Raw genomic sequence first — 14,197 nt, forward strand, 5'->3', positions numbered from 1 at the left:
CGCCGAAGGCGACGCGCAGCGCCCTTGAGGCGGCCCGTGGAAGCACGACACTGGCCGAGAAGCGAGCGGCCCAACGGTCACCTCACAGCACCGGGAACATCAACACGCCCCCCGCGCAGCTCCCCCGCACCCCCCGCCCCCCTGACCTCTCCCTTCGGTCTCCGGTGCCTCCTCGCTGTACCTTCGTCCTCACGTCGTAGAGGAGAGTCAACGTGAGCAAGTTCGTGCGGCCGGCGGCCGAGGGCGCCGACCCCTTCGGCACCGCCCGTCTGCGTCGCGGTGTTCTCGACGCCTGGGCGACCAGTCCCGCCCGGTTCCGGGAGGACGCCAACGCCGAGGAGGATCTCGTCCTCGGTGGGTACCGGGACCGGCTCGTCGTCGAGCTGGCGCAGAACGCCGCTGACGCCGCCGCGCGGGCGCACGTGCCGGGGCGGTTGCGGCTCACCCTCCGCGACGGCGTGCTCGTGGCCGCGAACACCGGTGCCCCGCTGGACGCGGCCGGTGTCGAGTCGCTGTCCACGCTGCGGGCCTCCGCGAAGCGGGACGCCGAGGCGACGCACGGTGCCGTCGGCCGGTTCGGGGTCGGGTTCGCCGCCGTACTCGCCGTGACCGACGAACCGGCGATCGTGGGGCGCCACGGGGGCGTTCGCTGGTCCCTCGCCGAAGCGAGGGAGCTGGCCGCTGACACCGCCCGGCACAGTCCCGGGCTGGGGGACGAGGTGCGGCGGCGGGACGGGCACGTGCCCTTGCTCCGGTTGCCCTTCGCCGCCGAGGGCACCGCGCCTGAGCCGTACGACACCGCCGTCATCCTGCCGCTGCGCGACGCCGCCGCCGCCGATCTCGCCGAGCGGCTGCTCGACGGCATCGATGACGCCCTGCTCCTCGCCCTGCCGGGGCTGGCGGAGGTCGTCGTGGAGGTCAACGGCGAGGCTCCCCGCACGCTCAGCCGGCGTACCGACGGTCCCTTCACCGTCGTGGAGGACTCGCGGGACGGCATCACCAACTGGCGTACCGCGTCTGCGAACGGGGCGCTGACCCCTGATCTCCTCGCCGATCGGCCGGTCGAGGAGCGGCTGCGACCGCACTGGTCGGTGACCTGGGCCGTGCCCGTCGACGCCTATGGCGCCCCGGTCCGGCCCCGTACGAGCCCGGTCGTGCACGCGCCCACCCCGAGTGACGAGCCCCTCGGTGTGCCCGCGCTGCTCATCACCTCCTTCCCCCTCGACACCACCCGTCGGCACGCGGCGCCCGGTCCGCTCACCGACTTCCTGGTGGAGCGCGCTGCCGATGCCTACGCCGAACTGCTCGCCGCCTGGCGGCCGGTGCTGGCCGGGATCATCGATCTCGTGCCGGGGCCGCTCGGCAAGGGAGCGTTGGACGGGGCCCTGCGGCAGGCCGTGCTGGAGCGGCTGCCGCGTACCGCCTTCCTGCCCCCGGCCGTCGAGGCGAAGGGCGACGACGAGCTGCCGGAGGCGCTGCGGCCCCGCGACGCCGAGATCGTGGAGGGAGCCGGCGCCGACACCGTGCGGGTGCTCGCCGAGGTGCTGCCCACCCTGCTCCCGGCGGGGCTGGAGCGGCGCGTCGAGCTGCGCACCCTCGGGGTCGCCCGGCTGCCGCTCGCCGACGCCATCGACCGGCTCGCCGGGCTGGAGAAGGAGCCGGAGTGGTGGTGGCGGCTGTACGAGAGCCTCGCCGGCGTCGATCCGGAGCGGCTGTCGGGGCTGCCGGTGCCGCTCGCCGACGGAAGGACGACGATCGGGCCTCGGCAGGTGCTGCTGCCCACGGCGGACGCCGCCCGGATCGATCCGGACGTGCTGGGCCGGCTCGGGCTGAAGGTGGCGCACGCGGACGCCGCGCATCCGCTGCTGGAGAAGCTGGGCGCGCTGCCCGCGACCCCGCGCGCGGTGCTGACCACGCCGCAGGTGCGGGCGGCCGTCGCGGGCTCGCTGGAGGAGGATGCCGGTCTCGGCTGGGAGGAGGACGCGCCGGACGCCGAGGAGCTGGCCGACACGGTTCTCGGGCTGGTGCGTGACGCGGGGCTGGAGCCGGGGGACGAGCCCTGGCTGGGCGCTCTGGCGCTGCCCGACGAGGACGGGGAACTCGCGCCCGCCGGTGAGCTGGTGTTCCCCGGCAGCCCCTTCGCCCGGGTGATCCGGGAGGGCGAACTGGCCGCCGTGGACGCCGACCTGGCTCAGAAGTGGGGGGAGCAGCCGCTCGCCGCGTGCGGGGTGCTCGCCGACTTCGCGCTCGTCCGGGCCACGGACGTCGTGCTGGACCCGGACGAGCTGGAGCCCCGGGAGGGCGACTACGCCGAGCCGGACGACGCCGGTCTGCTGGACGCCGTGGACGTGTGGTGCGAGGACATCCTCGACCGGTTCCCGGACAGCCCGGTGCCGCCGGTCGCCACCGAACTCGTCGCCGTGCGCGACCTGGACCTGGTGGACGACGACCACTGGCCCGAGGCGCTCGCCCTGCTGGCCCAGCCGCCGCTGCGGGACGCCCTCACCCAGCCCGTGCGCATCCTGCTGCCCGACGGCACCCATGAGGTCGTACGGCCGTACACCGCGTGGTGGCTGCGCGGGCACCCGGTGCTCGACGGGCGGCGCCCGGCCGGGCTGCTCGCGGCCGGCGGGGACCCGCTGCTGCGCGGGCTGTACGACGAGGCCGACGCCACCGGGTTCGAGGACGAGCAGGTGCTGCGGGCGCTCGGCGTGCGCACCTCCGTCGGCGCGCTGCTGGACGAGCCCGGTGGCGCCGCCGAGCTGCTGGACCGCCTCGCCGATCCGGAGCGGCCCGTCACGTCCGCCCAACTGCACGGGCTCTACAGCGCGTTGGCGGAGCTGGACCCCGAGCAGGTGACCCTGCCGGAGGAGCTGCGGGCCGTGGTCGACGGGCGCGTGGAGGTCGTGGACGCCGGGTCGGCCGTCGTGGTCGACTCGCCGGACCTGCTGCCGTTCACCTCCGGTGTGCCGCTGCTGCCGGTCCGGCCGGCGCGGGCCGCCGAGCTGGCCGAGCTGTTCCAGGTGCGGCGGCTGAGCGAGTCCGTCACCGGCGAGGTGCACTCCGAGGGGACCGAGCACGACGTACCGGACTCGGTGCGGATGCTGCTCGGGCCGCGTACGCCGGACACCTACGTCGAGCACGAGGAACTCGTCGTGGACGGCGTGGAGATCGACTGGCGGCTGACCGACGACGGTGTGCTGCACGCGGCCACCCTGGAGGGGGTCGCCGCAGGACTGGCGTGGGCGGCGAAGCAGTGGCCCCGGCGGTTCGAGGTGGCCGCACTGCTGGAGGACCCGTCGCGGACGGAGGAGCTGGCGCGGGACCGGTGGTTCGACTGACCTCTTTCGCTTCTCCACGAAATATTCACCAGTAGTACAACCTTTCACTTTGTCCCCGCGTCACATCTGCGGAGTCACCCGACTCCTCAGATCTCAACGTGGGGACAACACATGCGCATCCGTGCCTCTGTCGCCGTCGTCGGCGGTGCTCTGGCCCTGTCCGCTCTCGCCGTGCCGGCCGCCCAGGCCGATGGCGGCTACGGTGACACGAAGATCACCAAGGTGGTCGTCGACGGCGACAACAAGGTGTCCATCGGCACCTCCAGCCCGGTGACCATCAAGGTCAGCGTGACGGCGACGGACAACTCGGGCATCAAGGGCGCCGATCCGTTCGACCTCAGGGGCCCCGGCTACGGCTGGGAAATGACCGGCAAGCCGAGCTGCACCGTCGTCAACGCCACAACCTCCACCTGCACTGCCTCGGTGAAGATCGACCCGAAGGTCGACTACCTCAGCAACAGCAACGCCGGCACCTGGTACGTCGGCGCCTGGATCGACGCCAAGGACGACGACTTCATCTCGAAGGACAAGGCCGGTTCCTTCTCCTTCCAGCGCGCCGCCAAGCTCACCGCCAACGCCGCCCCGGAGCCGGTGAAGAAGGGCAAGACCGTCACCGTCACGGGTGCCCTCTCCCGCGCCAACTGGGAGTCGCTGAAGTACGGCGGCTACGGCTCGCAGTCCGTGAAGCTCCAGTTCCGCAAGAAGAGCTCCAGCACCTACACCACGCTGAAGACCATCAAGGCGGACTCCAAGGGCAACCTGAAGACCACCACCACCGCCACGGTCGACGGCTACTACCGCTTCTCCTTCGCGGGCAACACGAGCACCTCGGCGGTCAGCGCCACCGGTGACTTCATCGACGTGCAGTAAGCGGCCGGATCCACCGCACCACACCACTCAGGGACAACACATGCACCTTCGTGCCACCGTGGCCGCCGTCTCCGGCGCCCTGGCCCTCTCCGCCCTCGCCCTGCCGGCCGCGTACGCGGCGGACGGCGGCTCGTCCTACCGCGCCGACGTCCTCAAGGCCGTCGCGCAGCACTCCTCGGGCAAGGCGGCCTTCACGGCCACCGCCGCCACCTCCGCGCCGATCGGCGATCTCGACGTCTCCTTCTCCGACTTCAAGATCACCAAGGCGGTCAAGGTCGGGACGACCAACAAGGTCTCCACCACGGTCACCTACAAGCTGACCCACGGCGCCGACGTCGACGTCACCAGCGACGCGTTCGCCACCGGCCCGCTGATCTACCGTGGCTCCTCCGACGACCCGGAGAACATCCAGGGCGGCAACTACCCGGCCACCTGCGTCGAGACCTCGGCCACCACGGCCACCTGCAAGGGTCCGATCGACATCAACCCGCGCGAGACCGACGCCGACCTGAAGCTGCGCAACGCGCAGGCCGGCACCTGGCACGGCGCGGCCATCGCCCTGGACTTCGACAGCGAGAAGACCGCCCTCCAGTTCGGCCTGGGCACCACCCTGGTCCAGCGCAACTCCACGCTGACGGTCAACGCCTCCCCGGAGCCGGTGAAGAAGGGCAAGACCCTCACCGTCACGGGCAAGCTCTCCCGCGCCAACTGGGAGGACCACAAGTACCACGGCTACACCGGCCAGTCCGTGAAGCTCCAGTTCCGCAAGAAGGGCTCCAGCACCTACACCACGCTGAAGACCGTCAAGACGGACTCCACGGGCAACCTGAAGACGACGACCAAGGCCACGGTCGACGGCTACTACCGCTTCTCCTTCGCGGGCACCACGACCACCCCGGCGATCAGCGCCACGGGTGACTTCGTCGACGTGAAGTAAGCGGCACGGCTCCGGCCCCGGGAGTGCCTGCCGTCGCTCCCGGGGGCGGAACGTTCCTTCTCGGATGTGTCATGTGCCGGTAATCCCCGGTCCAAATCTGGCCGGAACGAGGTCTTGCCGTACAACCCGTTCCCTGCTTCGCGGATCTGATCGCCTGAGTCGACCGACTCCACGATCACTTCTCCCTCCAAGGGAACGCACATGCGCATCCGTGCCACCGTGGCCGCCGTCTCCGGCGCCCTGGCCCTCTCCGCCTTCGCCGTCCCGGCCGCCCACGCCACCGGCGACTCGGGCACGCCGTACACGCTGAACGTCAGCTTCTCGAACGTCACCATCGCCAAGGCGATCAAGGTCGGCACCACCAACGAGGTCAGCGCCACCTACTCGTACACGCTGACGCACGGTTCCGACGTGAACATCACGGCGAAGGACTTCTACACCGACGCCTTCCTCTACAAGGGCTCGTACGACACCCCGGCCGCCGAGCTGTACGGCGACAACCCGGCGACCTGCACCGCCACCTCGGCGACGACGGCCACCTGCAAGGGCACGGTCGACATCTACCCGGCCGACGGAGACCTGAAGAACGCCTGGGCCGGCTCCTGGGGTGTGGCCGCCGAGGCCGTCGCCTTCAACGGCCAGGACCAGAACAACCCCGACCTGAGCAAGGTCGGATACAAGGACCAGAGCGGCCTCGGCGGCACCCTGGTGCAGCGCTACTCCAAGCTCACGGTCAACGCCGGCCCGGAGCCGGTCGGCAAGGGCAAGACCCTCACCGTCACGGGCAAGCTGTCCCGCGCCAACTGGGAGGACCACCAGTACCACGGCTACGCGAGCCAGCCGGTCAAGCTCCAGTTCCGCAAGGCGGGGACGACCTCCTACGCCACCGTCAAGACGGTGTACGCCGACGCGTACGGCAACCTGAAGACCACCACCACCGCGAACTACGACGGCTACTGGCGCTTCAGCTTCGCGGGCACCTCGACCACCCCGGCGGTCAGCGCCACGGGTGACTACGTCGACGTGCAGTAGCGGCACCTGATCGGACTCAGTCCGGGAAGCGGCGGCCGACCCACCTCCACAGGTACTCCAGGACGGCCGCCGCCACCGCCGCCACGCCGACCGCCGTCCACGGCAGGGTCATGCCGACGAGCTTCAGCGCGAAGAAGCCCTGGAGCGCGGGTACGGCCAGGACCAGCAGGAAGGCCACGGCCATCGAGGCCACCAGGGCCACCCGCCACCAGGTGTAGGGGCGGGCGATGATCGCCAGGACCCACATGGAGATCAGGAACAGGGTCAGGGTGGCCGCGCTCGTCTCCGCGGCCAGGGCGCCGGGGCCGGTGTAGTGGTGCCGGGCGAGCAGGTACGTGACGAAGGTCGCGACGCCGGCCAGCACGCCGCCGGGGACCGCGTACCGCATCACCCGGCGCACGAAGTGCGGTCTCGCCCGCTCCTTGTTGGGGGCGAGGGCCAGGAAGAAGGCCGGGACACCGATGGTGAGCGTGGACAGCAGGGTCAGGTGCCGGGGCAGGAAGGGGTACTCCACCTGCCAGCACACCACCAGCACCGCGAGCAGCACCGAGTAGACCGTCTTCACCAGGAACAGCGTCGCCACGCGCGTGATGTTGCCGATCACCCGGCGGCCCTCGCCGACCACCGAGGGCAGGGTCGCGAAGCTGTTGTTCAGCAGCACGATCTGGGCCACCGCCCGCGTGGCCTCGGAACCGGAGCCCATGGCGACCCCGATGTCCGCGTCCTTCAGGGCCAGCACGTCGTTCACGCCGTCCCCGGTCATCGCGACCGTGTGCCCGCGCGACTGGAGCGCGCCCACCATGTCCCGCTTCTGCCGCGGGGTGACCCGCCCGAAGACGGTGCCCGCGTCGAGGGCCTTCGCCATGGCCGGCCGTTCGGCGGGCAGCCGCCGCGCGTCCACCGCCGTACCGTCCAGGCCCAGCTTCGCGGCGACGGTGCCGACCGAGACCGCGTTGTCGCCGGAGATGACCTTGGCGCGGACGTTCTGCTCGGCGAAGTAGCGCAGGGTGTCGGAGGCGTCGGGCCGCAGCCGCTGCTCCAGCACGACCAGGGCGGTGGGGCGGGCGCCCCGGGCCGGCTCGGCGTCGTCCAGGTCGCGGTGCGCGCGGGCCAGCAGCAGCACGCGCAGGCCCTGCTCGTTCAGGCGCTCCGTCTCGGCCAGGGCCGGGTCGTCGGCGCCGAGGAGGACGTCCGGGGCGCCCAGCAGCCAGGTGCTGGTCTCGCCGTCGCCCTCGCTGAACGCGGCCCCGCTGTACTTGCGGGCGGAGGAGAAGGGCAACGACTCGACGCAGCGCCAGTCGTCGCTGTCCGGGTAGGCGTCGATGATCGCCTGGAGGGAGGCGTTGGGCCGGGGGTCGGACTCGCCGAGCGCGCCGAGCACCTTGCCCAGGTACGTCTCGTCCGCCCCGTCCAGCGTCCGCAGCTCGGTGACGTCCATGCCGCCCTCGGTGAGTGTGCCGGTCTTGTCCAGGCAGACGGTGTCGACGCGGGCCAGGCCCTCGATGGCCGGCAGTTCCTGCACGAGGCACTGCTTGCGGCCGAGCCGGATGACGCCGATCGCGAAGGCCACGGAGGTGAGCAGCACCAGCCCTTCGGGGACCATCGGCACGATCCCGCCGACCGTGCGGGCGACGGCGTCCTTCAGGTCGTCGTTCTCGACGACGAGCTGGGTGATGACGAGTCCGACGGCCGCCGGGACCATCATCCAGGTGACGTACTTGAGGATCGTGGAGATGCCGGTGCGCAGCTCGGAGTGGACGAGCGTGAACCGGGACGCCTCCTCGGCGAGCTGGGCGGCGTAGGCCTCGCGGCCGACCTTGGTGGCCGTGAACGCGCCGCCGCCCGCGACCACGAAGCTTCCGGACAGCACCGGGTCGCCGGGGCGTTTGACGACGGGATCGGCCTCGCCGGTGAGCAGCGACTCGTCGATCTCCAGCCCGTCCGCCTCCGCGCACACGCCGTCGACCACGATCTTGTCGCCGGGACCGATCTCGATGAGGTCGTCCAGGACGATCTCACTGGTGGCCACCTCGGTCGCGACCCCGTCCCGCCGTACCGTCGGCCGGGCCTCCCCGATCACCGCGAGCGAGTCCAGGGTCTGTTTGGCCCGCCACTCCTGGACGATGCCGATGCCGGTGTTGGCGAGGATCACGAAGCCGAAGAGGCTGTCCTGGATCGGCGCCACGAACAGCATGATCAGCCACAGGACGCCGATGATCGCGTTGAACCGGGTGAAGACGTTCGCCCGGACGATCTCCCCGAGCGACCGGCTGCTGCGCACCGGTACGTCGTTGACGAGGCCCCGGCTGACGCGGTCCGCGACCTCCGCACCGGTCAGCCCTGCCGAGGGTCTCCTCGGCAGGGCCACGGGGTGCACGGGGTCGAGTTCGGCGCCCGCGTCTATATGGCTCATGCAGTCGACGTTACGTGCGATTTCGCCCGCCCGCCCACCCGGCTCGCCCGGCGGAAACGGGGCTCGGGGCGGAGTCTCCAGTGGCCGGCCGCAGCCGGCCGGCTATTCGGCCGACGTCGCCTTCAAAGCCGCCGCCCGCTTCAGCGCGGCGTCCCGCTTCCGCACGTACCAGACCCCGATCAGTCCCAGCCCGCCCCCGGCCAGGCAGGTCCACAGCCACCACACGTGCCCGTGGTCGTCGAACCAGCCGTAGAAGGGGAGCTGGACCAGGAAGAGGACGAACCACACGAGGGTGCCGCCGGTGATCGTGGCGACCACGGGCCCCTCCAGGGGCTCCGGCGCCTCGTGCTTGGGGGTCCACTTAGCCATGCGCACAGCTTAAGCGCCGTCAGGGTCTACGCGCGGAGATAGCGATCTCCCACTCATACGTTCATACTGAAACCGTTTGTCTCTGGCCACTTCTGATCGTAGGAAACTCCAACGGGGCTCGGGGGAACCCCGCTGGTGATGAGGTCCCGCATGTCCACCTCGGCTCCCGCCAAGGTCCCCACCCCCGAAAAGCCGGGCGGCGCGCCCGCCTCCGGCGCCCTCGACCGCTACTTCAAGGTCTCCGAGCGCGGCAGCACCCTCGCCCGCGAGGTGCGCGGCGGTTTCGCCACCTTCTTCGCGATGGCGTACATCATCGTGCTGAACCCGATCATCCTCAGCAGCGCGAAGGACATGTACGGGCACCACCTGGACAACGGCCAGCTGGTGACGGCGACCGCGCTGACGGCCGCGTTCTCCACGCTGCTGATGGGCGTCATCGGCAACGTGCCGATCGCGCTCGCCGCCGGCCTCGGTGTGAACTCGGTCGTCGCGCTCCAGCTCGCGCCGCGCATGTCCTGGCCGGACGCCATGGGCATGGTCGTCCTCGCCGGTTTCGTCGTCATGCTGCTGGTCGCCACCGGTCTGCGCGAGCGCGTGATGAACGCCGTGCCGTTCGGTCTGCGCAAGGCGATCTCCATCGGTATCGGCCTGTTCATCATGCTGATCGGCCTGGTCGACTCCGGCTTCGTCACCCGTATGCCGGACGCCGCCCAGACCACCGTCCCCGTCCAGCTGGGCACCGGCGGTCACCTCACCGGCTGGCCGGTGCTGATCTTCATCCTGGGCGCGCTGCTCACCTTCGCGCTGATCGTCCGCAAGGTGCCGGGCGCGATCCTCATCTCCATCGTCGGCATGACCGTCCTCGCGGTGATCATCAACGCGGTCGCCACGATCCCCTCCTGGGGCCTGACGGTCCCGAAGTGGCCGGGCAACCCGGTCGACACCCCGGACTTCGGCCTGGTCGGCCAGGTGAGCCTGTTCGGCGGCTTCTCCAAGGTCGGCGTGCTGACCGGCATCCTCTTCGTCTTCACGGTCCTGCTGTCGTGCTTCTTCGACGCGATGGGCACGATCATGGGCATCAGCGACGAGGCCAAGCTGACGGACGCCGAGGGCTACATGCCGGGCATCAACAAGGTCCTCTTCGTGGACGGCCTCGCGGTCGCGGCGGGCGGTGCCAGCTCCTCCTCGGCCACCACCGCCTTCGTGGAGTCCACGGCCGGCGTCGGCGAGGGCGCCCGTACCGGCCTCGCGAACGTCGTCACGGGCGGACTCTTCGCCGTCGCGCTGTTCCTCACCCCGATCGCCACGATGGTCCCGTCCCAGGCGGCCACCCCGGCGCTGGTCGCGGTCGGCTTCCTGATCCTGTCGAACTCCATCAAGGAGATCGACTGGGCGGACTACACCATCGCGATCCCGGCGTTCGTGACGATGCTGATGATGCCGTTCACCTACTCGATCACGAACGGCATCGGCATGGGCTTCATCACCTTCACGGTGCTGCGCCTGGTTGCCGGGCGGGCCAAGGAGATCCCGGCGGCGATGTACGTCGTCTCGGCGGTCTTCGCCTTCTACTACCTGATGCCGGCCCTGGGCCTGACCTGACCGGTGGGCGTCAGGTGACGCCGTAGAACTTCTCCGTCTCCTCGACGGCGGTCTGGAACCGCTCGTCGAAGTCATCCCGAATGAGCGTCCGGACGACATAGTCTTGGACGCTCATTCCTCTTCTCGCCGCGTGGTGCCGGAGCCGTTCGAGCAGCTCCCCGTCTATCCGCAGGCTGAGCACACTGGTCCCCATGCGTACGAGGGTCGCCATATCCGGCCGTCCGATGTATCGCTTTCCGGAACCGGCTCACCCGTACGGGTGATCGCAGGGTTCAGTGGCGGGTGTCACGGGCATCCTTGGCGCGCCCGACTGGTCTTTAGCGAGAGTAATGAGTTACGCTAAAGAACATGCCGGACCTTACCCATGGCGACGACGCAGCCGCCGTGAACGCACTCCGCTCCGCCGTGATGCGGCTGTCCCGTCGGCTCAAGCACCAGCGGGTCGACGAGTCGCTGAGCCCCACCGAGATGTCGGTGCTCGGCACCCTCGCCCGCTGCGGCTCCGCCACCCCGGGCGAACTGGCCCGCAAGGAGCACGTCCAGCCGCCGTCGATGACCCGCATCGTCGCGCTGCTCGAAGCCAAGGGGCTGGTCCGCCTCGAGCCGCACCCCGAGGACCGGCGCCAGAAGGTCGTCACCCAGACCGAGCAGGCCGAGGCCATGCTCGAAGAGAGCCGCCGCAAGCGCAACGCCTTCCTGGCCGGCCTGGTCGAGGGCCTCGACGAGGACGAGTGGGCCACTCTGCGCGCCGCCGCCCCCGTGCTGGAGAAGCTCGCACATCTGTAAGCGCATGATCCAAGGAGGCGAACCCTTTTGAGTACGGGACCCGGAACACCTTCCGCCCCCGCACCGGCCCCTACCACCCCCGTTTCCCGTAAGTCCTCGATGTTCAGCTCGCTGAAGATCCGGAACTACCGCCTCTTCTTCATCGGCCAGGTCGTCTCCAACACCGGCACCTGGATGCAGCGCATCGCCCAGGACTGGCTGGTCCTCAGCCTCACCGGCTCCTCAGCGGCCGTCGGCATCACGACGGCCCTCCAGTTCCTGCCGATGCTGCTGTTCGGTCTGTACGGCGGCGTCCTCGTGGACCGCCTGCCCAAGCGCCCCGCCCTGCTGGTCACCCAGACCGCGATGGCCGTCACCGGTCTCGCGCTCGCCGCGCTGACCCTCTCCGGCCATGTCCAGGTCTGGCACGTCTACGTCGCCGCCTTCGCCGTCGGCCTGGCCACGGTGGTCGACAACCCGGCCCGGCAGTCCTTCGTCTCCGAGATGGTCGGCCCCGAGCAGTTGCAGAACGCGGTCAGCCTGAACTCGGCGAACTTCCAGTCCGCCCGGCTGGTCGGCCCCGCCGTCGCCGGTCTGATGATCACCGGCGTGGGCACCGGCTGGGCGTTCCTCGCCAACGGCCTGTCCTTCGCCGCGCCGATCGCCGGCCTGCTGCTGATGCGGGCCCGCGAACTGCACGTGGTCGAGCGCGCGCCGCGCGGCAAGGGCCAGCTGCGGGAGGGCCTCAGCTATGTGGCGAAGCGGCCGGAGCTGATCTGGCCGATCGTCCTGGTCGGCTTCATCGGCACCTTCGGCTTCAACTTCCCGGTGTGGCTGTCCGCCTACGCGGACGACGTCTTCGACGCCGGAGCCGGTGCCTACAGCCTCTTCAACACCCTGATGGCCGTCGGCTCCCTGGTGGGCGCCCTGCTGGCCGCCCGGCGCGGCACGGCCCGGCTGCGCGTCCTGATCGCCGCCGCGCTGGCGTTCGGCGCGCTGGAGACCGTGGCGGCGGTGGCGCCGTCGTACTGGCTGTTCGCGCTGCTCATGGTCCCGATCGGGGTCTTCGGCCTGACGGTCAACGTCACCGCGAACACCGCCGTGCAGATGGGCACCGACCCGGCCATGCGCGGCCGGGTGATGGCCCTGTTCATGATGGTGTTCATGGGCGGTACGCCGCTGGGCGCGCCGGTCGTCGGCTGGATCACCGACACCTACGGCGCCCGGATCGGCTTCGCGGCCGGCGGTGTGGTGTCGGCCGCGGCGGCCGGGGCGATCGGCCTGGTCCTGGCCCGCATCGGCGGCCTGCGCCTGTCGGTGGGCTGGCACCACGGCCATCCGCGGGTCCGCTTCGTGCCGCGCGAACGGGAGCGGCTGGCGACGGCGGCGTGAGCCTGCCGTCCGGCCCCGTCAGTGTTCTCCCGGAGGGTCCTGGTCGACCCTCCGGGCCAGCACCTGTCCCGGCCAGTCGTCCGGGCCGTGGGTGTAGGTGTGCGTCGGGGTGAAGCCGTTGGCCTCGTAGTAGGCGACGAGCCCGCGGTCGTCGCCCGCGTAGCAGTCCACGCGCAGCAGGCCCACGCCGGCCCGCCGGGTCACCTCGGCGGCGTGCGCGAGCAGCGCGCTGCCCACGCCCTGCCCCTTGAAGCGGCGGTCGGAGGCGAGCCAGTGGATGTACCGCTCGGGCTCGCCGGGCGGCGGAAGGTGGGACAGGTAGGCGCCGGGCCCGTCGGTGAGGGTGAGCGTGGCGGCCGGTACGCCGTCCACCTCGGCGATGTACGTGGTGCCCTCGTCCATGGCCCGTGCGACCGCCTCGACGGTCCTGGCGTGCTCCGACAGCGGCTCGGTGCCCCACTGGCCGGTCCGTCCCTGTGAGACGAGCCACTCCACACTGCTGTCGAGCATGCCGAGTATCGCGGGCAGGTCGTCGGGGCGGCCTTCTCGAACGGTGATCGCCATGAGTCCATGATGCCCGCCGGGGTCTGGGATCGTGAGGTGTATGAGACTCTTCGCCGCCGTACTGCCCCCCGGGGACGTCGTGGAGGAACTCGCCGCGGAGGTGGCCCGGTTGAGGCAGCTGCCGGGTGCCGGCCGGCTGCGCTGGACCGCCCGCCCCGGCTGGCACTTCACCCTCGCGTTCTACGGCGAGGTCGCCGACGACGTCGTACCCGCGCTGTCGGACCGCCTGGCCCGCGCGGCCCACCGTACGGCGCCCTTCCCGCTCTCCGTCGCGGGCGGCGGCCAGTTCGGCCACGGCCGCGCGCTGTGGACGGGCGCCCGGGGGGACGTGGAGGCGCTGCGGCTGCTGGCCGACCGGGCGGAGGCGGCGGCGCGGAAGGCCGGGGTGCCGATGGGGGAAGACCGGCGGTACAAGGCCCATCTGACGCTGGCCCGCAGCCGGGACGCGGTGGACGTACGGCCGTATGTGGCGGGCCTCGCGGAGTTCGTCAGCGGGACCTGGACCGTGGCCGACCTGGCGCTGGTGCGCAGCCGGCTGCCGACGTCCGGGGTGGCGGGGGAGCAGCCCCGGTACGAGGTGGTCGAGCGGTGGGCGTTGGGCGGGGCCGGTTAGTCTCGAATACGTGGACCCGAAAACCCGGAACCGGATCATGGCCGGTGCGCTTGTTCTCATGTTCGTCGTGGTGGCCCTGGCTTCGGCTGTCAGGTAGCGGTCGGTCCCCGCGCCCGGGGCGCGGGGACCGCGACTGCTCCGGCGGCCGCGGGCCGTCCTCGGCCGATCGCGCCCACGCGGCGGGGCCGCATGTCGAATGCGGCCCCGCCGCCCCCCCCGGGGGGGCCCCCCCCCCCCCCCCTGGGTTGTCTCCTCCCCGCCCTTCCCCAGCAAAAAACCCCCGGGGAGGGAACCGGACA

Annotated in this window: 12 protein-coding genes; 8 read left to right on the forward strand and 4 right to left on the reverse strand. The window is 71.1% G+C overall.

Features of this window, described 5'->3' with window-relative positions; genetic code table 11:
- Positions 1-212: 212 nt before the first annotated feature.
- From ACZ4WH_RS42895 to ACZ4WH_RS42910, 4 genes are all read left to right on the forward strand, one after another.
- Positions 213-3,341 carry a sacsin N-terminal ATP-binding-like domain-containing protein gene (locus ACZ4WH_RS42895; RefSeq protein ID WP_468191461.1) on the forward strand — a complete coding sequence of 1,043 codons (3,129 nt, stop codon included), beginning with the start codon at positions 213-215 and terminating at the stop codon, positions 3,339-3,341.
- Positions 3,342-3,452: 111 nt separating this feature from the next.
- A complete protein-coding gene (locus ACZ4WH_RS42900; protein ID WP_468191463.1) occupies positions 3,453-4,211 on the forward strand; it encodes a calcium-binding protein in 759 nt (252 codons plus the stop codon).
- 40 nt (positions 4,212-4,251) lie between these two features.
- Positions 4,252-5,148: a hypothetical protein gene (locus ACZ4WH_RS42905; protein WP_468191466.1), complete on the forward strand. Its 897-nt coding sequence runs from the start codon at positions 4,252-4,254 to the stop codon at positions 5,146-5,148.
- Positions 5,149-5,349: 201 nt separating this feature from the next.
- Positions 5,350-6,180: a hypothetical protein gene (locus ACZ4WH_RS42910; protein WP_468191468.1), complete on the forward strand. Its 831-nt coding sequence runs from the start codon at positions 5,350-5,352 to the stop codon at positions 6,178-6,180.
- 16 nt (positions 6,181-6,196) lie between these two features.
- Here ACZ4WH_RS42910 and ACZ4WH_RS42915 read toward each other — a convergent pair whose 3' ends face one another.
- Together ACZ4WH_RS42915 and ACZ4WH_RS42920 are read right to left on the reverse strand one after the other, a co-directional pair.
- Positions 6,197-8,593, reverse strand: a complete 2,397-nt coding sequence (locus ACZ4WH_RS42915; RefSeq protein WP_468191471.1) for an HAD-IC family P-type ATPase — start codon at positions 8,591-8,593, stop codon at positions 6,197-6,199.
- Positions 8,594-8,695: 102 nt separating this feature from the next.
- Positions 8,696-8,962, reverse strand: a complete 267-nt coding sequence (locus ACZ4WH_RS42920; protein ID WP_468191473.1) for a DUF2530 domain-containing protein — start codon at positions 8,960-8,962, stop codon at positions 8,696-8,698.
- A 150-nt stretch (positions 8,963-9,112) separates the two neighbouring features.
- Here ACZ4WH_RS42920 and ACZ4WH_RS42925 point away from each other — a divergent pair, with 150 nt between their 5' ends.
- Positions 9,113-10,564 carry an NCS2 family permease gene (locus ACZ4WH_RS42925; protein ID WP_468191476.1) on the forward strand — a complete coding sequence of 484 codons (1,452 nt, stop codon included), beginning with the start codon at positions 9,113-9,115 and terminating at the stop codon, positions 10,562-10,564.
- Positions 10,565-10,574: 10 nt separating this feature from the next.
- Here ACZ4WH_RS42925 and ACZ4WH_RS42930 read toward each other — a convergent pair whose 3' ends face one another.
- The gene (locus tag ACZ4WH_RS42930) at positions 10,575-10,757 is read right to left on the reverse strand and encodes a ribbon-helix-helix protein, CopG family (RefSeq protein ID WP_392070322.1); all 183 of its coding nucleotides are present in this window, start codon (positions 10,755-10,757) and stop codon (positions 10,575-10,577) included.
- Between the two features lie 155 nt (positions 10,758-10,912).
- Here ACZ4WH_RS42930 and ACZ4WH_RS42935 point away from each other — a divergent pair, with 155 nt between their 5' ends.
- Entirely contained in the window at positions 10,913-11,350 is a 438-nt protein-coding gene (locus ACZ4WH_RS42935) for a MarR family winged helix-turn-helix transcriptional regulator (RefSeq protein WP_365709003.1), read from the forward strand.
- A gap of 99 nt (positions 11,351-11,449) precedes the next feature.
- A complete protein-coding gene (locus ACZ4WH_RS42940) occupies positions 11,450-12,721 on the forward strand; it encodes an MFS transporter (protein WP_468191479.1) in 1,272 nt (423 codons plus the stop codon).
- A gap of 18 nt (positions 12,722-12,739) precedes the next feature.
- On the opposite strand, the gene ACZ4WH_RS42945 is transcribed toward ACZ4WH_RS42940, so the two are convergent.
- Positions 12,740-13,285 carry a GNAT family N-acetyltransferase gene (locus ACZ4WH_RS42945; protein ID WP_468191482.1) on the reverse strand — a complete coding sequence of 182 codons (546 nt, stop codon included), beginning with the start codon at positions 13,283-13,285 and terminating at the stop codon, positions 12,740-12,742.
- Between the two features lie 40 nt (positions 13,286-13,325).
- Here ACZ4WH_RS42945 and thpR point away from each other — a divergent pair, with 40 nt between their 5' ends.
- The gene (gene thpR, locus ACZ4WH_RS42950) at positions 13,326-13,898 is read left to right on the forward strand and encodes an RNA 2',3'-cyclic phosphodiesterase (RefSeq protein WP_468191485.1); all 573 of its coding nucleotides are present in this window, start codon (positions 13,326-13,328) and stop codon (positions 13,896-13,898) included.
- Positions 13,899-14,197 lie beyond the last annotated feature (299 nt).

The organism is Streptomyces sp. NPDC029138, assembly GCF_055564375.1.

Excerpts from the sequence above, each read along its gene's own strand:
- ACZ4WH_RS42900 (WP_468191463.1), top strand. The coding sequence starts at position 3,453 with ATGCGCATCCGTGCCTCTGTCGCCGTCGTCGGCGGTGCTCTGGCCCTG.
- ACZ4WH_RS42905 (WP_468191466.1), top strand. The coding sequence starts at position 4,252 with ATGCACCTTCGTGCCACCGTGGCCGCCGTCTCCGGCGCCCTGGCCCTC.
- ACZ4WH_RS42910 (WP_468191468.1), top strand. The coding sequence starts at position 5,350 with ATGCGCATCCGTGCCACCGTGGCCGCCGTCTCCGGCGCCCTGGCCCTC.
- ACZ4WH_RS42915 (WP_468191471.1), bottom strand. The coding sequence starts at position 8,593 with ATGAGCCATATAGACGCGGGCGCCGAACTCGACCCCGTGCACCCCGTG.
- ACZ4WH_RS42920 (WP_468191473.1), bottom strand. The coding sequence starts at position 8,962 with ATGGCTAAGTGGACCCCCAAGCACGAGGCGCCGGAGCCCCTGGAGGGG.
- ACZ4WH_RS42925 (WP_468191476.1), top strand. The coding sequence starts at position 9,113 with ATGTCCACCTCGGCTCCCGCCAAGGTCCCCACCCCCGAAAAGCCGGGC.
- ACZ4WH_RS42930 (WP_392070322.1), bottom strand. The coding sequence starts at position 10,757 with ATGGGGACCAGTGTGCTCAGCCTGCGGATAGACGGGGAGCTGCTCGAA.
- ACZ4WH_RS42935 (WP_365709003.1), top strand. The coding sequence starts at position 10,913 with ATGCCGGACCTTACCCATGGCGACGACGCAGCCGCCGTGAACGCACTC.
- ACZ4WH_RS42940 (WP_468191479.1), top strand. The coding sequence starts at position 11,450 with ATGTTCAGCTCGCTGAAGATCCGGAACTACCGCCTCTTCTTCATCGGC.
- ACZ4WH_RS42945 (WP_468191482.1), bottom strand. The coding sequence starts at position 13,285 with ATGGCGATCACCGTTCGAGAAGGCCGCCCCGACGACCTGCCCGCGATA.
- thpR (WP_468191485.1), top strand. The coding sequence starts at position 13,326 with ATGAGACTCTTCGCCGCCGTACTGCCCCCCGGGGACGTCGTGGAGGAA.